At 64.1% G+C, this 22,113-nt stretch carries 19 protein-coding genes; 11 read left to right on the top strand and 8 right to left on the bottom strand.

Annotated features, from left to right (window positions below; translation table 11 throughout):
• Positions 1–143 precede the first annotated feature (143 nt).
• Together htpX and ACPPVR_RS33635 are read left to right on the top strand one after the other, a co-directional pair.
• Positions 144–1,088 carry a zinc metalloprotease HtpX gene (gene htpX / locus ACPPVR_RS33640; RefSeq protein WP_426610818.1) on the top strand — a complete coding sequence of 315 codons (945 nt, stop codon included), beginning with the start codon at positions 144–146 and terminating at the stop codon, positions 1,086–1,088.
• A gap of 135 nt (positions 1,089–1,223) precedes the next feature.
• Positions 1,224–1,865, top strand: coding sequence for a tetratricopeptide repeat protein (locus ACPPVR_RS33635; protein WP_426610817.1), 642 nt, complete (start codon positions 1,224–1,226; stop codon positions 1,863–1,865).
• A gap of 56 nt (positions 1,866–1,921) precedes the next feature.
• On the opposite strand, the gene ACPPVR_RS33630 is transcribed toward ACPPVR_RS33635, so the two are convergent.
• Together ACPPVR_RS33630 and ACPPVR_RS33625 are read right to left on the bottom strand one after the other, a co-directional pair.
• The gene (locus ACPPVR_RS33630; protein ID WP_426610816.1) at positions 1,922–2,269 is read right to left on the bottom strand and encodes a hypothetical protein; all 348 of its coding nucleotides are present in this window, start codon (positions 2,267–2,269) and stop codon (positions 1,922–1,924) included.
• 177 nt (positions 2,270–2,446) lie between these two features.
• A complete protein-coding gene (locus ACPPVR_RS33625; protein WP_426610815.1) occupies positions 2,447–3,259 on the bottom strand; it encodes a hypothetical protein in 813 nt (270 codons plus the stop codon).
• Between the two features lie 229 nt (positions 3,260–3,488).
• Between ACPPVR_RS33625 and ACPPVR_RS33620 the strand changes: the two genes are divergently transcribed.
• Complete coding sequence (locus ACPPVR_RS33620) at positions 3,489–3,782, top strand: antibiotic biosynthesis monooxygenase (protein WP_045005289.1); 294 nt, start codon at positions 3,489–3,491, stop codon at positions 3,780–3,782.
• A 113-nt stretch (positions 3,783–3,895) separates the two neighbouring features.
• Here the strand turns inward: ACPPVR_RS33620 and ACPPVR_RS33615 are convergent, their stop codons facing one another.
• The gene (locus tag ACPPVR_RS33615) at positions 3,896–5,341 is read right to left on the bottom strand and encodes a helix-turn-helix domain-containing protein (protein ID WP_426610814.1); all 1,446 of its coding nucleotides are present in this window, start codon (positions 5,339–5,341) and stop codon (positions 3,896–3,898) included.
• Positions 5,342–5,560: 219 nt separating this feature from the next.
• Here ACPPVR_RS33615 and ACPPVR_RS33610 point away from each other — a divergent pair, with 219 nt between their 5' ends.
• The 3 genes from ACPPVR_RS33610 to ACPPVR_RS33600 all read left to right on the top strand — a co-directional run bounded on the left by ACPPVR_RS33610 (position 5,561) and on the right by ACPPVR_RS33600 (position 8,169).
• Positions 5,561–7,195: an isocitrate lyase gene (locus ACPPVR_RS33610; RefSeq protein WP_426610813.1), complete on the top strand. Its 1,635-nt coding sequence runs from the start codon at positions 5,561–5,563 to the stop codon at positions 7,193–7,195.
• A gap of 22 nt (positions 7,196–7,217) precedes the next feature.
• On the top strand, positions 7,218–7,424 hold the full coding sequence (locus tag ACPPVR_RS33605) for a DUF4170 domain-containing protein (protein WP_045005285.1): 207 nt from the start codon (positions 7,218–7,220) through the stop codon (positions 7,422–7,424).
• 190 nt (positions 7,425–7,614) lie between these two features.
• Entirely contained in the window at positions 7,615–8,169 is a 555-nt protein-coding gene (locus tag ACPPVR_RS33600; RefSeq protein WP_426610812.1) for a hypothetical protein, read from the top strand.
• Between the two features lie 122 nt (positions 8,170–8,291).
• On the opposite strand, the gene ACPPVR_RS33595 is transcribed toward ACPPVR_RS33600, so the two are convergent.
• Positions 8,292–9,173 carry a metallophosphoesterase family protein gene (locus ACPPVR_RS33595; RefSeq protein ID WP_426610811.1) on the bottom strand — a complete coding sequence of 294 codons (882 nt, stop codon included), beginning with the start codon at positions 9,171–9,173 and terminating at the stop codon, positions 8,292–8,294.
• 92 nt (positions 9,174–9,265) lie between these two features.
• Here ACPPVR_RS33595 and ACPPVR_RS33590 point away from each other — a divergent pair, with 92 nt between their 5' ends.
• The 5 genes from ACPPVR_RS33590 to ACPPVR_RS33570 all read left to right on the top strand — a co-directional run bounded on the left by ACPPVR_RS33590 (position 9,266) and on the right by ACPPVR_RS33570 (position 13,309).
• Positions 9,266–9,757: an NUDIX domain-containing protein gene (locus ACPPVR_RS33590; RefSeq protein ID WP_426610810.1), complete on the top strand. Its 492-nt coding sequence runs from the start codon at positions 9,266–9,268 to the stop codon at positions 9,755–9,757.
• A gap of 48 nt (positions 9,758–9,805) precedes the next feature.
• Positions 9,806–10,957 carry a hypothetical protein gene (locus ACPPVR_RS33585; RefSeq protein WP_426610809.1) on the top strand — a complete coding sequence of 384 codons (1,152 nt, stop codon included), beginning with the start codon at positions 9,806–9,808 and terminating at the stop codon, positions 10,955–10,957.
• Positions 10,954–11,889: a glycosyltransferase family 2 protein gene (locus ACPPVR_RS33580; protein WP_426610808.1), complete on the top strand. Its 936-nt coding sequence runs from the start codon at positions 10,954–10,956 to the stop codon at positions 11,887–11,889. Before ACPPVR_RS33585 ends, ACPPVR_RS33580 begins: the two co-directional genes overlap by 4 nt.
• A 54-nt stretch (positions 11,890–11,943) precedes the next feature.
• Positions 11,944–12,459 carry a GNAT family N-acetyltransferase gene (locus ACPPVR_RS33575; protein ID WP_426610807.1) on the top strand — a complete coding sequence of 172 codons (516 nt, stop codon included), beginning with the start codon at positions 11,944–11,946 and terminating at the stop codon, positions 12,457–12,459.
• Between the two features lie 97 nt (positions 12,460–12,556).
• Positions 12,557–13,309 carry a haloacid dehalogenase type II gene (locus ACPPVR_RS33570; RefSeq protein WP_426610806.1) on the top strand — a complete coding sequence of 251 codons (753 nt, stop codon included), beginning with the start codon at positions 12,557–12,559 and terminating at the stop codon, positions 13,307–13,309.
• Positions 13,310–13,505: 196 nt separating this feature from the next.
• On the opposite strand, the gene ACPPVR_RS33565 is transcribed toward ACPPVR_RS33570, so the two are convergent.
• The 4 genes from ACPPVR_RS33565 to ACPPVR_RS33550 all read right to left on the bottom strand — a co-directional run bounded on the left by ACPPVR_RS33565 (position 13,506) and on the right by ACPPVR_RS33550 (position 22,108).
• Entirely contained in the window at positions 13,506–16,658 is a 3,153-nt protein-coding gene (locus ACPPVR_RS33565) for a hypothetical protein (RefSeq protein WP_426610805.1), read from the bottom strand.
• A gap of 432 nt (positions 16,659–17,090) precedes the next feature.
• Positions 17,091–19,361, bottom strand: a complete 2,271-nt coding sequence (locus ACPPVR_RS33560; RefSeq protein WP_426610804.1) for a TonB-dependent receptor — start codon at positions 19,359–19,361, stop codon at positions 17,091–17,093.
• Positions 19,362–19,504: 143 nt separating this feature from the next.
• Positions 19,505–19,903: a DUF2946 domain-containing protein gene (locus ACPPVR_RS33555; protein WP_426610803.1), complete on the bottom strand. Its 399-nt coding sequence runs from the start codon at positions 19,901–19,903 to the stop codon at positions 19,505–19,507.
• A 141-nt stretch (positions 19,904–20,044) separates the two neighbouring features.
• Entirely contained in the window at positions 20,045–22,108 is a 2,064-nt protein-coding gene (locus tag ACPPVR_RS33550; protein WP_426610802.1) for a hypothetical protein, read from the bottom strand.
• Between the last annotated feature and the right edge of the window lie 5 nt (positions 22,109–22,113).

Below are 22,113 nucleotides of genomic sequence, written 5' to 3'. Positions count from 1 at the left end.
GTTTAATGGAACGATCCAGCCCAAACCAGTGCCGCGGCTCCGCGACGCACCCGGAAACCTTGCACCCGGGCCGGGGTCATCCCTACCTCATGCGTGCCGGCCTGAGCCGCCTCCAGCGGCCGCGGCCGGCCCGGGAGACGGCCATGAACTATCTTCGTACCGCAATGCTTCTCGCAGGCCTCACCGCCCTGTTCATGGGCGTGGGCTATCTGATCGGCGGCGCCGCCGGCGCCACGATCGCGCTCGCCATTGCCGCGGCGACCAATCTCTTCACCTATTGGAACTCGGACCGCATGGTGCTCTCGATGTACGGCGCACATGAGGTCGACCGTGCCAGCGCGCCGGAGCTGGTCGGGCTCGTCGCCGAGCTTGCGGGCCGCGCCGCGCTGCCGATGCCGCGGGTGTTCCTGATGGACGAGCCGCAGCCCAACGCGTTCGCCACGGGGCGCAATCCGGAGAATGCCGCCGTCGCCGTCACCACCGGCCTGATGCGCCAGCTCAGCCGCGAGGAGCTTGCCGGCGTGATCGCGCATGAGCTTGCGCACATCAAGCATCACGACACGCTGCTGATGACGATCACCGCGACCATTGCGGGCGCCGTCTCGATGCTGGCGCAATTCGGCATGTTCTTCGGCGGCAACCGCGGCAACAACGGCCCGGGCATCGTCGGCTCGATCCTGATGATGATCCTGGCGCCGCTTGGCGCCATGCTGGTGCAGATGGCGATCAGCCGCACCCGCGAATATGCCGCCGACAATCTCGGTGCGCGCATCGCCGGCCAGCCGATGTGGCTGGCGTCCGCGCTGGTGAAGATCGAGAGCGCGGCGCATCAGGTGCCGAATGTCGAGGCGGAGCGCAACCCGGCAACCGCGCACATGTTCATCATCAATCCGCTGTCGGGCCATGGCGTGGACAGTCTCTTCGCCACCCATCCCTCGACGCAGAACCGCATCGCAGCGCTTCAGCAATTGGCGGCCGAGCTCGGTGCCCATGCGGCGCCGTCGGTGGGCGCCAATGAAAACTATCCACCGCAGGGACCGTGGGGCCGCTCGTCTTCACGTGGTCCTTCACGTGGTCCTTGGGGCTAACGGAACCCGCCGGAGATCGCGTCCGGCTTTGTGACCTGGCGCACACAGGATGGTTTCGGCCGGTGTTAATACCAGCTGGAGAGTGTTCCTTCGAAAGGGGATGCGTGGCTGGTCTTGCGCCGGTCACCGTCGAAGATGACCAAAGCTGCTGTGCCATTGTTGATCGTCCTGGGCGTAGCCATTGGGCTGTCCACGCATACGGTCGTGAATTGTGGCGATGAGGACGAGCCCGATATCTGCTCGGCCGTAATCGGCTTCTCGCCGTTCCGCGGTTCGCTGATTGCCTTTGCCTATGAAGGGCGCGGGCGGATCGCGCTGCGCCACGGCGACCACCGGCGGGCCATCGCCGATTTCAACGAGGCCATCCATCTCAATCCCAACCGCGCCTCGCTCTATCGCGACCGTGCGCTGGCCTACCAGCAGAATGGCGAAGCGGAGCTTGCGATTGTCGATTACGACGAAGCGATCGCGCTCGATCCCAAGCTCGCCGCGCCCTATCATAAGCGCGGCCTCGCGCTCGCCGCCAAGGGCGATCTCGATCGCGCGATTTTAAGTTACAGCACCGCCGTCCGTCTCGACCCGTCGGACGCGCAGGCCCGCCTCGACCGCGGCCTGGCGTTCCTCGCCCGCAACCAGGCCGACGACGCCCGCGCCGATTTCGAAGCCGCACTGGCGCTGCCCCCCGGCGAGGACAGCCGCACGCACGACGCCGCGCGCGCAAAGCTCGCCGAGCTTTCGAATGCCGAGCCGACCCGCGCCTCCACGCCGCGGCGGTGAGATGAGTTTCTCTCCCTCTCCCCGCAAGCGGGGCGAGGTGAAGCGTGCAAGCCGCGCTACTTGGCTTTCTTCTTCTTCGCCTTCGCGGCCTTCTTCGCCGGCTTTTCCTTCGCCGGCTTCTTCTCCGCCTTCACCGCGACGGGCGTGCTGGCCACGATTCGCATTGACCGCGCGTAGCTGTCGGCGACGTTGTCGGCGGACATCTGGAGGCGATTGGCGGCGGCGGCGGCCTGCTCCATGGTGGCCTTGGCCATCATCTTGAAGCGGTCGCCCGTCTCCTTGCCCTTGGCCTTGGCCGCAAGGCCGTTGAAGCGATCCCGCCGCTCCTTGGCGCGGGTCATCAGGCCCGTATGCAGCTGTCTGGCCAGTTGCCGGATCACGACATCCAGGTCGGCGTCCGCCATGTTCTTTTATCCTCTTGAAAGCAGTATCGATGCGGCGGGACTATGCAGATCGAGCCTCGCCTTGGCAATTCCCGGCGGTGCGTCATCCGCAGCTTCCGGTTACCAAAACGGAAAAAGCCGCGCATTTCGCGCGGCTTTGACGTGGCTTTGACGTAGCTTGGCCCGAGGGCGCTACGATCACTTCAGCGAGGCAACCGGCCCACTCGAGGCAGCCGCCGGATCGGGGTCGAAACCGAACACGCCGACCAGATATTTGTAGTAGTCCGGCATCTTCTCCTTGAGCGCTTCGCGGGTCTTGGGATCGTGGAATTCGCTCTTGCCGGCCAGGAAGATGCTGGCGGTCACGGCAAAGAACTCCATGTGGTTCTTCAGCGCATAGGCTTCCTTGGGCAGGAAATCCTTGGACTTGGCATAGGCGTAATAGCCGATCACGCCCTTGTTGGCGTAACCGTCCGGCAGCAGCCGCGCGTGATAGGCGTGCAGCATCTCGTGGAGCAGCACGGCCTCCTTTTCGTAACGCATCATGTCCGGCCGGACCATGATCACGCCGAGCCCCGAATCGACCGCGAGGTCGACGGCATTCGGATTGGTCCAGCGCTGCTTGTCGTGGTCCCACACTGTCAGCGTCCGGGGCGCGGTACGCTGGATGTCCGGCGTGACCCGGCCGTAGCACGCGGTGGCGGCGCCTTCGTCGAGGCAAGCCAGCTCGCTCGCGATGATCGGAACGGTATGGAAGAAGCGCAGCACGCGCGGGGAGAAGCCGGCAGCCTCGACGACGTCGATCTGCTGCTTCAGATTATTGGTGAGCTTGTCGACATCCTTGCGGTCGGAGTTCTCCGACACGTCGAACATGTAGCCGCGGTAGCTCTGGAAGCCGGGCGGCAGCGCCTGCGCGGCATCGGCGGACGCAGCGTCGAGCGGACCGGCATTGGATGGATTGGCGGAGAGCGCGCCGATAATGGTCGCAGTCAGCAGCAGCGCAATGCGCATGATGAACCCCCTGATGTCACTTTCGCGCGGCAGGATAGGCTGCCGTTGTTTGCGAAAAGTGAGTAGGGCGAGACTAAGGCACCGATGTTGAGGCGTGCTTAATCGTTGGTTGCAGATCGCGGGGTGAGGTTAGTCCCGGGTTAACCAAGCAGGGTATCCCGGATCCGCGCTTCGGCGTAGGATCGAAGCCGGGCACCATGCCCCACAGCAATAGCCGGAGGAGGATGCCATGTATGCCGCCATCCGTCAGGCCAAGGCGAAAAGCGGAAGCGCGGAAGAGCTGGCGCGCCGCATCAAGGACGGCGCCGTTCCGATCATCAGCGATGTCGATGGTTTCAGGGCCTATTACGTCGTCTATGCCGGCGACGACACGGTGACCGCGATCTCCATCTTCGACAAGTTCGAGCAGGCGGAGGAGGCGAACCGGCGTGCGATTGCCTGGATCGAGAAGGATCTCGGCTCACTGCTCGCCGGCCACGCCAGCGCCGCCGCAGGGCCGGTGATCGTGCATACGCTGGCGTGAGCCCTTCGTCATTGCGAGGAGCGAAGCGACGAAGCAATCCAGGCTGTCACTGCGGAGACAGTCTGGATTGCTTCGCTTCGCTCGCAATGACGAGGAGGCAGATGCCCGCCCCCTCACAACTCCCGTGCATTCGAGAACGCAAACGAACTTACCCGCCGTGTCGTCTCGTCCAGGATCAGCGTGCGCGTGATCGGTGGCTCGGCGCGCTGGGCGCAGTTTTCGCGTTCGCAGAGGCGGCAGTTGACGCCGATCGGCGTGCCTTCCGCCTTCTCCAGATCCATACCGGCGGCATAGACCAGGCGTGAGGCGTGACGGATCTCGCAGCCGAGGCCGATCGCGAAGCGCGGCTGCGGCAGCGGGTGCGGCGCCACCGGCCGGCGCACCATCTGCGCGATCGAGAAATAGCGCGTGCCGTCGGAGAGCTCGATCACCTGCTTCAACAGGCGATCCGGCGTGTCGAAGGTCGAATGCACGTTCCACAGCGGACAGGTGCCGCCGAATTTCGAGAACGGGAAGGTGCCGGACGAAAAGCGCTTCGACACATTGCCGGCATTGTCGACGCGCAGCAGGAAGAACGGAATGCCGCGCGCATTCGGCCGCTGCAAGGTGGTGAGCCGGTGGCAGACCTGTTCGAAGCCGGAATTGAAGCGCTGCGCCAGCAAATGGATATCGTAATTGAGCGCTTCGGCGGCAGCCAGGAACGCCGGGTAGGGCATCATCACGGCGGCGGCAAAGTAGTTGGCGAGCGTGATGCGGAACAGCCGCCGCGGCGCGTCATCAAGCGGGCCGGCGCGGCTGATGATAGTCTCCAGCTGTTGCGCGCATTCGCCAAGTCCGAGCTGGAAGGCCAGCTGAAACGCGCGGCCGGCCGGATCGACCAGCTCGGAGATCAGGAGCTGGCGGCGGTGACGGTCGAACCGCCGCAAGGTTTCGCGCATCACGTCGACCGGCATGATGCGGGTCTGGATCGAGTGCTTTTCGCGCAAGCGCGCGGCGAGCGCCGCATAGAGCTCTTCGGCCGGCACGTTCAACTCGTCGCGCAAGGTCTCGGCGGCCTGCTCAAGCTCCGGAAAATAGTTGCGGTTGGCCTCAATCAGCTCGCGCACACGCTCGACCGGGTTGGCCTCATAGCGCGTGCCGACGTCGCGGTCGGCCATTTGCGCTGCCGCCAGCGTCTCGCCCTGGCGCGCCTCGGCATAGGCCGCGTACAGCCGTTGCAGCGCGTGGGTGACGCCGGGGCAGAGCTCGGCGAGATCGCGCAGCTCCTGCTTGGGCACGTCGATCTGGCGGAACAGGGGATCGGAGAAGATCTCGTTCAGTTCGGCGAAGAAGCGGTCCTCGTCGGCGGTGGCGAGATCGCGCAAGTCGAGGTCGTAGGTCTCGGCCAGCCGCAGCAGGATCTGGGCTGTCACCGGGCGCTGGTTGCGCTCGATCAGGTTGATGTAGCTCGGCGAGATCCCGAGCCCCTCGGCCATCTGGGTCTGCGACAGCCCCAACTGCTGCCGGATCCGCCGGAAGCGCGGGCCGACGAACAGTTTTTTCCCGGACTCGGCGGGCATTTTCACGTCTCCAGCGGCGCTAAGGGCAGTCTAGCTGACCTATATATTTACAAGATTTACAAAATTACATCTATTACATGTTCTTATGTTACATGACATCACCATTCAAATACAAGGCCTCTATACGAACTTCGTGTTCTCGCGTTTAGCTTACGCCACGCATTTCGCAATGCACTGTCAAGATTGTCGATAGTGACGAAGACTGAAGGGATCACGGACATGAACTTCCAACCGCGCGGGATCGACCAGGCCATTCAGGGACCGGCGTCGTATCAGAGCCAGATTGAGGCGGCCGAGGCGCTCCTCAAGACCCAGCCGACCTGGAACGGCGTCTCCGCCGAGGCTGTCGCGCGTATGCGCCTTCAGAACCGCTTCAAGACCGGCCTGGACGTCGCCCGCTACACCGCGGCGCTGATGCGCGCCGACATGGCTGCCTATGATGCCGACCCGACCAAGTACACCCAGTCGCTGGGCTGCTGGCATGGCTTCATCGCCCAGCAGAAGCTGATCTCGGTCAAGAAGCATTTCGGCACGACCGATCGCCGCTACCTCTATCTCTCCGGCTGGATGATCGCTGCGTTGCGCTCCGAGTTCGGACCACTGCCCGATCAGTCGATGCATGAGAAGACCTCGGTGCCGGCGCTGATCGAAGAGCTCTACACCTTCCTCCGTCAGGCGGATTCCCGTGAGCTCAACGATACTTTCCGCAGCCTCGACGCCGCCCGCAAGGCAGGCGACCAGGCGAAGGAGAAGTCGCTGATCGAGAAGATCGACAATTTCCAGACCCATGTCGTGCCCGTCATCGCCGACATCGACGCCGGTTTCGGCAATGCCGAGGCGACCTATCTGCTCGCCAAGAAGATGATCGAGGCGGGTGCCTGCGCGCTCCAGATCGAGAACCAGGTCTCGGACGAGAAGCAGTGCGGCCACCAGGACGGCAAGGTCACCGTGCCGCACGAGGTGTTCATTGCGAAGATCCGCGCCTGCCGTCACGCCTTCCTCGAGCTCGGCGTCGAAGACGGCATCATCGTGACCCGCACCGACTCGCTCGGCGCCGGCCTGACGCAGCAGATCGCCGTCAGCCACAAGCCGGGCGACCTCGGTGACCTCTACAACAGCTTCCTCGATTGCGAGGAAATCACCGCGGCGAACGCCCGCAACGGCGACGTCATCATCAACCGCAACGGCAAGATGATGCGTCCGAAGCGGCTGCCCTCCAACCTCTACCAGTTCCGCGCCGGCACGGGCGAAGACCGCTGCGTGCTCGACAGCATCACCTCGCTGCAGAACGGTGCTGACCTCTTGTGGATCGAGACCGAGAAGCCGCATATCGAGCAGATCGCCAAGATGGTCGACCGCATCCGCGAGGTCATTCCGAACGCGAAGCTGGCCTACAACAACTCGCCGTCGTTCAACTGGACGCTCAACTTCCGTTGGCAGGTCTACGACGCGATGAAGGAAGCCGGCAAGGATGTCAGCAAGTACAACCGCGCCGAGCTGATGAAGCCGGAATACGACGATACGCCGCTGGCTCTTGAAGCCGACGAGCGCATCCGCACCTTCCAGGCGGATTCGGCCAAGCGCGCCGGCATCTTCCACCATCTGATCACGTTGCCGACCTATCACACGGCGGCGCTGTCGACCGACAATCTCGCCAGGGAGTATTTCGGCGAGCAGGGCATGCTGGGCTACGTGAAGAACGTCCAGCGCCAGGAGATCCGTCAGGGCATCGCCTGCGCCAAGCATCAGAACATGGCCGGCTCCGACATCGGCGACGACCACAAGGAATACTTCGCCGGCGAGGCGGCCCTGAAGGCGGGCGGCACCCACAACACGATGAACCAGTTCGGCTAATCCGGGTAACAGGAGACTGACAATGACCAGCAGCAATTTCTGGGTGATCGGCGGCGAGTTCGGCTCGATGAACTTCCACAAGCTCGTGGAAGGCTCGGCCCAGGTGCAGGGTCCGTTCAAGACCCGCAAGGAAGCCGAGGATGCCTGGCGCTCGGTTTCGGAAGAGAACCGCCACAAGGCCGGCGTCCGCTTCTCGATCGTGGAAGAGCCGTCGCGGGTCTCGGCCTGACGGCCGCCTGACTTACCCAAGAAGACGTCCAAGGACGGAGGGTCCCATCCGGCGCAAGCCGGGTGGGATCGTCTGTTTTTGGCACAGGTCAGGCCCCTGTGGGCGCCGTAAGTATCTGGAATGATGGGCCCTTTGCGGACCGTTTGGTTGCTGATAGGTTAATGGAGGAAAGTCGAGGACGAGGCCGACAATGTCAGAGCCCGAGACCAGCGGGACCCATCCCAGCCAGCCGCGCCCGGTGCGGCTGCGTGATGCACTGTTGCGCGCGCGGATCGAGGCCGCCGACCGGACCGGCGTGGTCGTCGACCTCAGGGATGCCGAGGTGGCGCGGCTCGAGATCCTCAACGATGCGCTCGATCCCTTGTTCGCACAGGTGCCCGAGCAGATCGATCTGTTCGACCGTGGCATCAGCCAGGGCGATACGCCGAGGCTGTGGATCGACGTCGTCGCGCACATCGTGATGGGGCGCGACAAGCGGATGTATCGCTTCGTCCAGGACACCCGCTTCGGCCGCATTGTGCTCGCCGAATCGCACGACACCGCGGTGATCTCCGAGGCCGTCACCGACTATGTCGCCCGCCGCATGATCGAGCGCGAGCGCGCGATGGTGGTTTTGCCCGAGCCGAAGCCGGAGGTCACGGAGCCGCCGCGCCGTTCGCGGGTCTGGCCGTTCGTGCTTGGATTCATCCTCGGTGCCGCCGCGCTGTTCGGTGTAGCCGTGCTTGCGGCGTTGCGGAGCTGGTGACGTCGTCATTGCCAGCGAAGCGAAGCAATCCAGAAATGTTTCCGCGGAGGCACTCTCGATTGCTTCGCGGAGCCTGTCATCGGGCCGCGCTTTGCGCCGACCCGGTGGCTTGCAACGACAAGCTACATCAACTGCGCGCGCTTGATCTCTCGCACCTGCAAGCCATGATCGAGACTCCGCACGATCTGCTCGCAGCGCCAGCCGGCATTGTCCTTCTCGATCGCGAACAGATTATACGCTGCGGCCGGATAGCGCCCATGCGCGAGCGCGGAGGCCGACGGCACGCCGATCGCCGGAATGTTGCCGTTGGGGCCTTCGAACCACATCGTCGAATGGATGTGGTCGTGCCCGTGCAGGATCAGCTCGACGCCGTGGCGCTTGAGCAGCGCCTGCAGTGCGGCGGAATCGGTCAGTCGCTTCTGCCATGCGCTGGACTTCAGGGGATGATGCACCAGCAGCACGCGGAAGACATCTTCGGCGGCAAGCCGGTCGAGCACCTCGGCGAGGGCGGCGAGCTGATCGCGCCCGAGCGTGCCCGTCGCCATCAGAGGCGGCGTCGGCACCGCGCTGGAGAGGCTGATCAGCGCGGCCGGCCCGCGGCGGCGTATCGCGGGAAAGCCGGTGTTGCCGTCGTCGCTCGCAAGATAAGGCGCAAAAATCTCACCGAAGCGATGGCGCGTGGCGCGCACATAAGCGTCGTGATTGCCGGGAATCGTGGTGACGCGGTCGGGCGCGCCGACGCCGTCGAGCCAGGCGCGCGCCGGCGCGAACTCCGCCTCCATCGCCAGATTGACGAGATCGCCGGTCACCGCGATGTGGTCGGGCGCCTGCGCCTTCATGTCGGCGACCAGCGCGTCGAGCGCTTCGCGGCGCTGGTATTTGTGGCGGTTGCGCGTCCAGTTGACATAGCCGAGCGCACGCTTGCCGGCGAGCTCGATCAGCCGCGGCTTCGGCAGCGGCGGCAGATGCGGGTCGGACAGGTGGGCGAGTGTGAAAGGTGCCATGGCGCGCGCTTGCCTCGCTATTCCCTTGCTGTAATGACAAGGTCGCTGGCAACACGCAAGCGAAGCCTCAAGGGGCGCATCACGAGAGGCTGATGGCAGAACGCCTGGACAATATCCGACGGAGATTCGAGCCGCTGCTGCGGCGTGTCTTCCACGCCTATTTCCTGCTCGTCCGCGGCATGACGCTCGGCGTTCGCGCCGTGGTGCTCGATGCCGACAACAGGGTGTTTCTGGTCAAGCACAGCTACGTCAGCGGCTGGTATCTGCCCGGCGGCGGCGTCGACTACGGCGAGAACATGGAGCAGGCGATGCGCCGCGAACTCAAGGAAGAGGGCGATATCGATCTCACTGGGGAGGCCGCGCTGCATGGCATCTTCCTCAACAGCCACATCTCCCGCCGCGACCATGTCGCGGTCTATGTCGTCAGGCACTTCAAGCAGGACCGCCTGCCCGCGCCCAACCGCGAGATCATCGCATGCGGGTTCTTCGATTGTGCCGCGTTGCCCGAGGGGACCACGCCCGGCACGCGGCTGCGGCTCGCGGAAGTGCTGGACGGCAAGCCGCTGATGGCGACGTGGCGCTGAGCGCGGGCCATGCTAGTAACCCGTCCGAACGGGCGCCACGGAAACCGGATGAAAATCGCAAAACTCGCCTTCGGCCTGATCTGCCTTGCGATCCTCGCCAGCAATATCGTCGCGATGTCGCGCTGGAGCGAGGCGCGCGGGGTCTATGACGACATCTGCTATCTCAGGCAGGCGCACCTGTTCCAGCGCTTCGGCGCCGATGGGCTGAACACCGACGCAGTCAGGGACGACGACCGTTACTTCGAGGGCAAGCTGAAGGAGATCGGCTACGCTGATTGGAGCAATCCCAGGCTCTGGCCGTGTCATAACCCGATGTCGAACGGCAAGATCGTGCTGCAATATCCGCCCGGGACCGGCTTCCTGCTGGCGCTGCTTCCGGAAGGCCAACAGGTGCCGCCGCTCTATGTCGCGGCAAGCCTGATCGTGTGCGGCCTCGCGCTGCTCGGCATTGCCATGGCGCGGACGCTGCCTTCGGTAGCCGGAGCAGGATTGCTCGGCGCGCTCGCCGTCTATCTCATGGTGAATCCGGCCAAGGCGAGCTATTCGGTCGCACCGACCATGGCACTGTGCGCCGTCGCCGGCTTCCTCACGGCGCTGTGGCTGACCAGGGACAAGCGCAGCGTAGTGTTGATTGCGCTGATCGGTCTCCTGCTCGGCGCATCCGTCAATTTCAGATTGCCGAATGCTTTGCTCGCGTCCGGCTATCTCCTGTTCCTCGGAATTCCTTTCCTGTGGACGCGCTCGCTGGCGATTTTCGTGCAGGGCCTCGCCTTCGGTGCGGGCGTGCTCGTCAGCATGGCGCCGACGCTGGTCGCCCAGGCCGTCAACGCCGGAAGTGCGCTGGCGACGACCTACGGCAGCGCCGACGTGGTCGCACCGGCCTTCGACTTCGCCGTGCTCGGCCAGTATCTGCGCGACATGCAGTTCGTGCTGATCGTACTCGCGATCGGTTCGACGGTCTGGCTGTTGCGGACCGGCGAGGGGCATGTGCGGCAGGCAGCCCTCGTCGTTGTCGGCAATCTCGTCGTCAACATCGTCTTCTTCCTGAGTCACCCGATCTTCACGCCCTATTACGTCGTGCCAATCGCGATGCTGTCGCTGTGGACGCTGTCGTTCGCCCGGCTGATGCGGCCGGCCGAGGCGCGCGAGGCTGCATCGGTCTGTCGCGAGCCGGCGAACCTGGAGGCGCTGCCGCGATGACATTGGCGCAACCTCGCATCGCGGTGCTGGTGCCCTGCTACAACGAGGAGGCGGCGGTCGCGAGCGTCGTCGCCGACTTCCGCAAGGCGCTGCCATCGGCGGAGATCTATGTCTACGACAACAATTCGCGCGACCGCACCGCTGCCGTCGCGCGTGAAGCCGGCGCGATCGTGCGCAGCGAGCGGCGGCAGGGCAAGGGCCATGTCGTGCGCCGCATGTTCGCCGATGTCGAGGCCGACATCTACGTGCTGGTCGACGGCGACGCTACTTACGATGCGCCGAGCGCGCCGCCCATGATCGACAAGCTGCTCGACGAGCATCTCGACATGGTGGTCGGCTTCCGCATCGACCAGTCGCAGGCGGCCTACCGCCTTGGCCATCGCACCGGCAACCGCATGCTGACCGGCTTCCTGGCATGGACCTTCGGCCGCGATTTTCAGGATATCCTGTCCGGCTACCGCGTGTTCACGCGCCGCTTCGTCAAATCGTTCCCGGTGCTGTCGGATGGATTCGAGATCGAAACCGAGCTCGCAGTCCATGCACTGGAATTGTCACTGCCGGTCGCGGAGGTCGAGACGCCCTATTACGCGCGGCCCGAGGGTTCGTTCTCGAAACTCAACACCTGGCGCGACGGCTTTTGCATCCTCGGCACCATGCTGAAACTCTATCGCGCCGAAAAGCCGCTGCGCTTCTTCGGTGCCATCGGAATTCTCCTGGCAGTGGTGTCGATCGTGCTCTCGATCCCGATCGCGATCACTTTCGTCGAGACCGGCCTCGTGCCCCGGCTGCCGACCGCCGTGCTGTCGATGGGCCTCATGATCATGGCGATGCTGTCGGTCTCGTCCGGGCTGGTGCTCGACACCGTGACGCGGGGGCGGCGGGAGATGAAGATCCTGGCCTATTTGTCCCAGCCGGCGCCGAAAAGGAACTGACGCCGGGCGCTGCCATGGACGTCCCGACCTCCAGATGCTAATCGCGAAACAATTATGACCGATCTTTCACTCACCATCCTTCCCGAAGCTGCCCGTGACGCCCAGGCGATCGAGCGGCTGCACGAGCGCACCTTCGGCCCCGGCCGTTTCGTGCTCAGCGCCTATCGCATCCGCGAGCACGTCGACCATCTGCTCGATGTCTCCTTCACCGCCCGCATCGGCACGCTGCTGGTCGGCTCGGTGCGGCAATTACCGATCCTGATCGGCGAGACGCCGGCGCTGCTGCTCGGGCCGCTCACCGTCGAGCCGCCGTTCCGCAGCCGCGGCATCGGCCGCCTGTTGATGGATCGCGCGCTGAAAGACGCCAGGGCCAAGGGCCACGCCATTGTGCTGCTGGTCGGCGACGAGCCCTATTACAGCCGTGTCGGCTTCAAGCCGGTGGCCAAGGGCCGCGTCACCATGCCGGGCCCGGTCGACGCGGCGCGCGTCCTGGTGTTCGAGCTCGTCGACGGCGCCTTCGAGGGCGTGTCGGGAGCGGTCGCCCCCGACTGGAGCAGGGCGCGGGGCTAGAGGCCGGGCGAATATCTCCGGGGCAAACGGGAATATTTTGAGCCGATGGAGCATCGTGATTGGGCGGACAAATCGTCCGCCGCATGAGAACACTCCGATGGCCCTCAGTCGTCGCCAAATTCTCGCCATCGCGTCGTTGACGGTCGCATCCGGCATGGCGAACACCTCCCGGGGAGCAGGCGGGTCGATCCGGGCGATCGCGTTCGACGGCTTTCCGATCTTCGATCCGCGTCCGATCTTTGCCATGGCGGAGCAGCTGTTTCCCGGACGCGGTGCCGAGCTATCGAAGGTCTGGCGCGCGAAGCAGTTCGAGTACACATGGCTGCGGACGATGACGGATCATTATCGCGACTTTCTCGGCGTCATCGATGATGCCCTGGTGTTCGCCTGCAAGTCGCTCGATATCGATCTGACCGGCGTCAAGAGAAGCGCGCTCGTCGAGAGCTATCTCAAGATGACGATCTGGCCCGACGCAGTGCCCGCATTGTCCGGATTGAAGGAAAGTGGCATTCGACTGGCATTCTTGAGCAATTTCTCGCCCGCGATGCTCGATGGCAATATTCGCGGGACGTCGCTTGACGGCATGTTCGAATTTCAGCTGAGCACGGATGCGGTTCGTGCCTACAAGCCCGATCCGCGGGCCTATCAAATGGGCGTCGACGCCTTCGGGCTGAAACGCGAGGAAATTCTGTTTGCGGCTTTCGCCGGCTGGGACGCCTCCGGCGCAAGGCTATTCGGCTATCCCACGTTTTGGGTCAATCGGCAGAAGCAGCCGCGCGAACAGCTGGACGCCATTCCGGACGGTGAGGGTCAGAGCATGGCTGATCTGGTGCGCTTCCTTTCGCAGTAGCAGGTCGTAGCCCGGATGGAGCGAAGCGCGATCCGGGAAACCTGTCGCTACAGTTGCTCTGCCCCAAGCGAAGCGGCGGCGCCTCACACTCAGTCATTGCGAGCGCACGGAAACAATCCAGAATTTTTCCACAGAGACAGCCTGGATTGCTTCGCCCGAAGCCGATCTGGGCGCTGATGGTTTTGTGCCCGGCTCGCTACGCCTTGATCGCGAGCTTGCGAATCCTCTCCCCATCCTTGCCGTCAACCCAGACGCACAGCGTCAGTCCGTAACGACAGGCTCTCAGTGCCAGATTGCCGACGTTTTTGGCGCGGCTGTGGAACACGTGCCGCTCGCAGCAATCGTCGAGGACGAATCCGGAGAACTCGCCATGGCAGTCGAACAGAACCTCGCAAACCTTGCCGCAATGCTCTCGCTCGGGTCGATGCGGATGCAGCGGCAAGGGTGGCACAAAGGTCAGTGAAGGCGGCACGGCAGCTGAATTGCCGCCCAGCCCGTCGACGCGATCGGAGAGATATTTGATGTAGCGCACCAGCACCGGATGCCAGCGATTGGACGGCGACATCTGTTCCAGCCGCCATTTCATGATCGCGAGCGTCGTCTGCTCGGAGGGGAGTATCTTGTCGCCGGTGGTGACGGGGATGCGGATCTGGAATGTGCCGACGACGTAACGCCACTGCGTCAGCCGCTCCACCTCCATCGGCGGCGAGCGATGTTGCTTGGACCCGCCTTTGGCGGTCCGGGGATGCGTCGTCGTGGTCGTGCCGTCCGGGTGGAACATGGCGGCTGCGGTTTGCAGCCTGGGCGGCGGTGGCGGGGGTGGCGGCGATGCCTTGCCGATGCGCGTGCCCAATCGCTTGACGGTCACGTCGAACACCTGGCCGCTGCGGACGCCTGCGGGAAGATCGATCGTGATGAGGCCGGCGAAATTGTCGCCTGCGCCAGGCGGAATCGGCACGTAGCTGACGCCGCGCGTGATCGGAATCCGGATCGTGTTGGCGTCGCTGATGCCGAGCGGCGAGACGCCGTAGAACGTCCTGGCGAGCGCCAGCACGTCGTTGGCGTGCACCTGGGGCCAATACAGCGACGCGACCGAACCCGCCGGCACGTTGCCCCACTCGATCATCAGTTCGTCCGGATAGATCGTGTTCGGTCCGGTCGGCGGACGGACGGTGCGGCCGGGCCTCGTGTCGAAGGTCTGCGGAATGCGATGCGTCGCGGCAGGGCCCGGATTGTCGGAACGCGTGACCTGAAGATTGCGCTGTGCGAGCTGGTCCCAGGAGAGCGGTGACACGCCTTGCGGAATCGGCGCGTCGTCAAAGGCGATCTGCGCGACGATGCAATGGTGCGTGCCGTTCAGATAGGTCTGCACCTGCGCGCCGTTGATGACGTTTCCGGTGTCGTAGAGATTGAGGAAGCAGCCGAAATAGGTCCAGAGCTGGTCCTGATGGTCGGGGATCGTCAGCGTCTGGATGTTGGGGCCGGTCGAATAGTCGCTCTCGCTGGAGAAATTGTTGGTCGCGAAGAACGGGATCGTCGTGTTCCCGACCCCCATTTGCGGCGACCCCGGTTTGCCGGCGGCATCGGCATTGGAAAGATATGCGCCGTTGATGTCGTAGTCGGTATCGTTGGTCTGGGTGGTCCACAGCCGGAAGAAGACGCGCACATTGCTGGCCTGCGATGCGGCGGAGCCGCGCAGCCGCACGCGGGCGACGACGAAGCTGTAATTGTTGCTGATGGTGATGTTGATCGGGAAGGGCGAGCCGGTGATCTGCACGGTGAACGGGCTGACCGACGAGTCACCCTGGTTGGCATCGCCCTGACCGGGAAGGATGGTCGTGAACGGATCGGGGCCGTTCGGATTGGTGAAGCCGTTGGTCGCGGAATTCCAGCGCGACAGCAGGTTCTGGATATAGCTGTAGGCCCCGGTGACGTTGTCGGCCAGCGCGGGCACGCCGGGGACCGGCGTTGCATTGAGCGCCGGGGTAACCGTGAAGACTCGCAGATCCTGGCTCAGATACGGCAGGTTGCTGTGATCTGCGTTCAAATTGGTGAAATACGGATCGGCACCCGCGATCAGCTCGAACTGCATCGAGGCTTGCGAGCCGCTGACCTGACCGGTCGCGGAGGCGTTGAGCGATACCGACAGGTCGAACTGGCTTTCGCCGCTTCCGGGGAAGTGCGCCAGCAAGGTGTTGTCGAGGTGCAGATCGTAGGCGATCTCGATGCGCTGCGGCGTAACATCGTTGATGCCGCTCTCGAACTGCACGCCGATCGGATTGGGCGTGATCGTCACGCCGGACAGACCTGAGAACGAGCCGCCAAAACTTCCCACCGTGACGCCGAGCGACAGGAACGAGGTCTTGCTGAAGCCTTCGATGAAGATCGTGAAGGCGTTGGGGACGTAGCCGCCCTGGGTATTGATGATGTCCTGCGTCTCGTCCTTGCCGAAGGTGTTCTTGCCGGCGCCGAAGCTGACGCGGGCGATCGGGAAGGGGTTGTTTCGGTTGGATCCCGAAATCGACGCCGTCGCCGACGCCGGATAGACGGTCTGGAGGAGGCCGAGGAAGATCGCGAACGGGTCGGAATTGTCGCCGGTGAGGGTATGGTAGATGCTGGCGAGGTTGGAATTGTAGTTCGAAATGATCTGGTTGATGCTGAAGGCGAGTTGGACGTTGAGATAGTAGATGAAGGCGAGGGCACAGCCGTAGCTGACGGGATCTCCGTCGCCGTGGACGAACGTGCCGTCGCTGACGGTCGAGCCGGTATAGGTCGTGTTGACCCAGTCCCCGCGCGCCGGGTTCGGCAGGATCGTCCCTTGGTTGGGGTTGCCGGTCCCGTTCAGCCAGTTCGCGACGAACGAGCCGTAGTAATTGTCATGCCCCTGCTGGAAGCGGGTGATGGCGGACCAATGCGACAGCCCCTCTCCGCTGCTGTCGCCGGCGTTCCAGTTGCCGCGGATGCCCATCAGCACTTCGACCCACTCGGCCATGAACACCATGCCGACGCGCTGCGCCGGCAACGGCGCATCGCTCATCAGATTTTGCGAGTCGAGGCTGATCGGATTGCCGAAACCGTTGTTGAAGGCACCGGGAAAGCTGAAGCTGCCGCCCCCATTGTCGGTGTCGGCCTGATCGAGGCGCACTTCCTGCTGGTGACTCGTCCCGAACTGGTTGGAAGGCGTGCCGAACCAGCCGGTCGTGACGCCGAATTCGGTCTCGACGACACCAAGCAGGGAATTGGCATTGTTGATGACGTTTGTCTGATCGGCCAGCGATGTCTCGTATCGTATCCAGAAGTTGGTCGTCTTCCCACCGGTGGTGTTCAGATTGTTGCTGCTGAGAGCCATGTTCGCCTCTTCCTGGACTGCGTTTCTCTCGATCGATGCTGGTGTTCGTCAGGCGCCGTTTCGCGCCAATCGAGAAATTCCGGAGTGCAAGGTGCTATGGCTTGCCGACGCTTGCCAGGCCCGCGCCTGCGCGCGATAAATTTGCTGAGCTTCTCGGCTTGGTGATCGTAAGCAATGCGATCTTTGCTGGCCGTACCGGGGCACCGGCAGTGTTGCAACTGCAACCTGCCATGGCGTTCAAAATAATTGCACGCTAGTAGAGTTACTTCTGACAATGCTACCACAGGTTCGGAGTAGCGTCGATCACGAACGATTGCAGGAGAGTGATCCGTAAATCCTGCAATTATTGGTTGTTCAGGTCATCTCTGATGACCTGAATCTTCGCTGGCCGCGCGGTGCGTCGGGGCGTGCGGGCCCCGACTGAAGCAGAGGCTAGAACCGCTGTGAGACGCCGAAGTAGAATCCGCGCCGCGGTCCGTATTGCGGCGCGAACACGCCGATGCCGGAGCCGTCGCGGATCTGGTAGATCGTGTCGAAGGCATTGACCACGTCGAACCGCAGTGTCGTCGGCTTGTTCGGTGCGACGATGTTGAAATCGTGCGACAGGCCGAAATTCACCTGCGTGTAGCCGGGCAGATGATCGGTATTGGCAAAGCCCGAGCGCAGGCCGCTGCCATAGATCATCGACACACTGTAGCGCGTTCCCTCCCAGAGATAGGAGGCGCCGGCCGATGCCGACAGCATCTGCGCGTGGTCGGTGTAGACGTAATGACCCGCGATATAGGCGAGCTCGTCCGCGCCGAACAGATATTGGTTCGACACCACGCTGGTCGCGATCTGCTTGGCCCAGGCGACATTGGCGTAGGCACTGAAATTGCCGTTGCTGTAGGTCGATTTGAGTTCGACGCCGACATTCTCGCCGCGATCGTAGTTGAAGCCGCTCAGCACATAGGCCGCGCCGAACTGGCCGTCGTCGAGCAGGTCGCGCGCCTTCTTGTAGTAAGCGTCGACGCCGACCTCGAGACCGGGGATCGGATAGATCTTCTGCACCACGCCGACGTCGAACACGTGCGCCCGCTCGGGGAGGACCGGGCTGTTCTGCCCGACCTCCGGCGTCTGCGTATTGGCCGGCGCGCCGGGTGGTGTCACCAGCGCGAGATTGACGGGTGCGGCGATCACCTGTGAAGGCGGGGTGAAGTTGCGCGCATAGCCGGCGTGGAACGTGGTGCCGTCGAACGGTTTCCAGGTCAGGCTGACGCGCGGGCTGAGCTGGTTGGCATCGACATATTGGTACATCTGGTCGAAGCGCAGGCCGGCATTCAAAGTCAGATTGTTGGTGATCTTCCATTCGTCCTGGACGTAGGTCCCGATCAGCCAGCCGGTCTTGGCGCTGGAATCGAACACCGAGAACGGCGCATCGATCGTGCCCGCGGTCGGGTCTGCGGGATCGACCAGCGGCAGCACCGTCGTCCCGCTGTTGACCAGCGTCCGCTCCGCGCTCAACGAGAAGCCGAAGCGCAGCGTGTGCGCATAGCCGATGCGCCAGGAAGTATCCTGCTGGATGCCGTTGACCACGCTCTGGCGATAGACGTCCGAGGACACGCCGTTGAAGACGAGATCGCCAACTGTATCGGGATAGAAGTGCAACTGGCTGTAACGGTTGAAATAGGAGGTCTGGGTGTCGAATTCGCCGTTCGAGGTCTGGTAGGCAACGACGTTGAACTGGTTGAACTCGTTCTGGTGTTCGTTGAGCTGGGACGAGTCGAAATTCGAGACGCCGAACGCCGTGAAATTCGGCGTCTGGCCGGGATTGTTGGGAATCTGGAAGGTCGAGTTCGACACGCCGCTCATGAAGGTGAGGCGGCTGGTCGAATCGATCATCGTCGACAGATAGAGAAATCCCTTCTCCTGGTTGGTGCGGTCGTGAATCGCGTTGACCGAGGGCGTCGGGTTCTCGATGCCGAGATTGTTCTGGAGAAAGCGTCCCGACAGGAAGTACTGGGTCTGCCCGACCGTTCCGCCATATTCCACATTGGTCGAGATCGTGCCGTTGCTGCCGCCATAGACGCCGACCACGCCCGTGTTGTTGAAGGCGTCGGCCCTGGTCTGGATGTCGAGCACACCCGCCGTGCGCTGCCCATACTGTGCAGGCAGCGCGCCGGTGAGCAGGCTGAGACTGCCGACGATGCCGGTGTCGAGAATCTGCCCGAACGCACCAACGCCGTCGGGAAGCATGACGCCGTTGATGCGATATTGCAGATTGGCGTGCTCGTTGCGGACATGCAGGTCGCCGCTCGCCGCCGAATCCTGGGTGACGCCGGGGAATTGCAGCAGCACCTTGTCGAGCGAGGCGTTGGTCCCCTGCGGCAGCGCCTCGATCGCCTGGCGATTGAGCGTGTGCGTGGTGGCGCCTGCGGGCGCGAGGATCGCCTGACGCGCGCTGTCGAACTTCTCGCTCCGGCCGGCGGTGACTTGCGCCTCGGTCTGCGGCTGCACTTGCGGCGTTTCACGTCGCTTGTCGGTGACGACGCGAACCTTGGGCTTGCGCGGGGGCTTGGTCTGCTTGGGGGCGTCGACCTCGATGCCGGGCAGCGTCGTGACGGCGCCGGTCGCTGCTGTCTGCGCCATGGCGCTGCCGCCGAGGTAGACAAGCGTGAGTGCGGCGAGGCTCGAGCCCGCCAATATTGGTTTTGGAGACACCATTGTCCTGATTCCGATTGCGCACCGCCGCGCTCATTTCGAGGCTTTGCAGGCGGCACGCGCCGTCGACACGCGACGGTTCAATTTCGATAGCCTTGCGAGACCGGCGAAACAGCCGATTCCGATGGCAGCTCAATCGATGGGGATCAGGAGGTGGGAGGGGCGCGCGGCTGGAACGCCGTGGCCGCCGATTTCAGATGGACGAATTCGGCATCAGTGGCGCGGTAGAGCAGTTCGATCGCCTGCGGCAGCAGCAGCAGAGGCGGCGTCGCAGACATGACCGTGCCTGCCAACGCGATGACGGCGCAGATCGCGCAATTGTCGTCGCCGGGCTGCTCGCGGTCGGGGGCCGCTGGCGACGGCTTCTGGAGCGCGGCGCGGTCGATCGAAGCGATGCCCTTGGCGCTGTCGCTCAGCTGAGACTGGGCGAGGGGCGCTGCCTGGGCGAACCAGTGGCTGTGGCCGAACGTCAGCGCGAGCTGCACCAGCATCGCGAAAATCGCGAGCCGGGCACCGTGCCTGACATTCGACCGGAACCACTTCATCTGGAAACGCACCCCGCATCGCGAGGCCATAACCCCCGGCCATCACGATGTTATAATGTAACATCACAGGAACGACGAACGGATGTCAACCGCCGCCGCAACGGTCCGCGCGGGCCGTTTCTAATTGTGTCGTTCGTGCAACTAGCGTCCCTCGCGGACCCAGGTCGCGGCGAATGCGCCGAGCAGCAGCAGGAGTCCGATCAGGCCAGCGAAGATCGGCAGCACGCCGACGCCCTTCACCACGCTGGCGTCGCGCATCCGCACGCCCATCCAGCCGTCGCCGGCGAAGACGCTGGTCGAGCGCACCGGCACGATGCGCGGCAGCTCGACGCTGGAGCCGTCGACCACCCGCACCGAATTGCCGCCGGTCGCCTGCGTCAGTGGCCTCAGCGTCTCGGTGGTGGAGGTGACTTCCGAAAACTCCTTCGGATTGGTCGGGCCGACATTGATCAGCGCCTTCAGCGTGCCGTCGGTGGCCTGCCACAGGCCGAGCTCGCTGGCCGGCAGGCTCGCGCGCCACTCGCCGGGGTCGCCGGCAGTGAGCGTCAAATCACGCGACACGCCGGAGGGCGAGGTCACACTCACCGGCTGGACGCTGTCTGACATGGTCTGGCGCACCACCACGAGGTCCTTGCCCTGCACCTGGAGGCGCAGCGCCTCTTCATCCAGATCCGGCTGCTTCATCAGCCAGTGCGACATCCGCCGCAGCAGATCCAGATGCGGTCCGCCGCCCTCATAGCCGCGCGCCCACAGCCAGATGTGGTCGGACAGCAGCAGCGCGACACGGCCCTCGCCGAAGCGCGTCAGGAACAGCAGCGGCTTGCCGTCCGCGCCCGTCATCACCGGCGGATTGACGGAGTTGCGCGTGTCGACGGTGCGGAAGAAACGGCTCCAATGCGGCGGCTCGGATGCCGAGCCCTCCAGCCCGCGCGTCACCGGATGGCGTTTGCCGACGTCGGACAGATGCGCATAGAACGGCTTTTCGGTGACGCCGACGGGTTCGGCCGGCAGCACCGAATCCAGCGGCGTGCGCCAGATGCTGGTGTTGGAAGCGTAATCGGGCCCGGCCGAGACCAGCACGGCGCCGCCCGCGCGCACATAGCGCGCGATGTTGTCGAAATAGGCGATCGGCAGCACGCCCTGGCGGGCGTAGCGATCGAAGATGATCAGCTGGAATTCGTTGATCTTCTGCTGGAACAGCTCGCGGGTCGGAAACGCGATCAGCGACAATTCGTTGATCGGCGTGCCGTCCTGCTTCTCCGGCGGCCGCAGAATGGTGAAGTGCACGAGATCGACGCTGGCGTCGGACTTCAACAGATTGCGCCAGGTGCGCTCGCCGGAATGCGGTTCGCCCGAGACGAGCAGCACGCGCAGCTTGTCACGCACGCCGTCGATGGCGACGACGGCGCGGTTGTTCACGGGCGTCAGCTCTCGCTCGAGCGGCGAGGCCTCGATCTCGACGATGTTGGGGCCGGCATGCTTGATCTCGACGTCGACGCTTGCGGTCTGGCCGCTCGATAGCGTGCGCTCGTTGATGACCTCGCCGTCGCGGCGGACCGTGACCTTGGCGCGCTCGCCAGAGACGCCCTGGTCGTCGAGCCGGTAGGTGATGGTCTGGTTCTGGCCGACGATGCCGAAGCGCGGCGCCGCCGTGACCGCGATGCGGCGGTCGCGCTCGTCCTTCTGCCCGGTGATCAGCGCATGCACCGGCGCCTGGAAGCCGAGCGCGGCGGCATTGGCCGGGATGTCGTGAACGCGGCCGTCGGTGATCAGGAACGCGCCGGCGACGCGGTCGACCGGCACGTCCGACAGCGCGGAGGCGAGCGCGCCGAACAATCTGGTGCCGTCGGTCTCGCCGTCGGCCTGTCCGGCATCGACAACGCGGACCTCCAGCCCCTTGATCTTCTTCAGGCTGTCGACCAGCGCCTCCTGCGCCTTCGCGGTCTCCTCGTTGCGCTTGCCGAAATTCTGGCTCGGGCTCTTGTCGACGACGACGGCGGCGATCGAGGTGAGGGGATCGCGGTCCTCGCGCGTGAACGATGGATTGGCGAGCGCCAGCAGGAACAGCGCCAGCGCAGCCACGCGCACGGCCGTACCGCGCGCCCGTGCCAACAGCAGCACGCCCGCGATAACGACGATCGCAGCCAGCGCGATCCACAGGACGATCGCGGGAACAAGCGGCGTGAACGCAATGCCGTAATTCATATCGA

The organism is Bradyrhizobium sp. McL0616, from assembly GCF_049993385.1.
In the GTDB taxonomy this organism is placed as follows: Bacteria; Pseudomonadota; Alphaproteobacteria; order Rhizobiales; family Xanthobacteraceae; genus Bradyrhizobium.
This window is presented reverse-complemented; position numbering and strand designations above follow the sequence as displayed.